At 48.1% G+C, this 210-nt stretch carries 1 protein-coding gene; it reads left to right on the top strand.

Going from position 1 to position 210, the window contains the following annotated elements; genetic code table 11:
- The coding region (locus GSQ79_RS30480) for a hypothetical protein (protein ID WP_158811687.1) at positions 1-153 on the top strand (153 nt) is incomplete at its 5' end.
- Between the last annotated feature and the right edge of the window lie 57 nt (positions 154-210).

Raw genomic sequence — 210 nt, 5'->3', positions numbered from 1 at the left:
GATGCGGAGGAGGAGGAGACGATCATGATTGTCATGACTCCTGAGGATCTCGAAATTTCCAGGCACCTTAAAGCTGGTTACGCCATGCCTGAGGAAGACAACACCGACTTGAACAAGCGTGTTCGTACTGTTACTCAACGAGCACATACCTAGACGCACTGTGAGATTCATCCTAGTATGATTCTTGGTGTCTGTGCCAGTATTATTCCC

The organism is Beijerinckia sp. L45 (genome assembly GCF_009765775.1).
GTDB lineage: Bacteria > Pseudomonadota > Alphaproteobacteria > Rhizobiales > Beijerinckiaceae > RH-AL1.
This window is presented reverse-complemented; position numbering and strand designations above follow the sequence as displayed.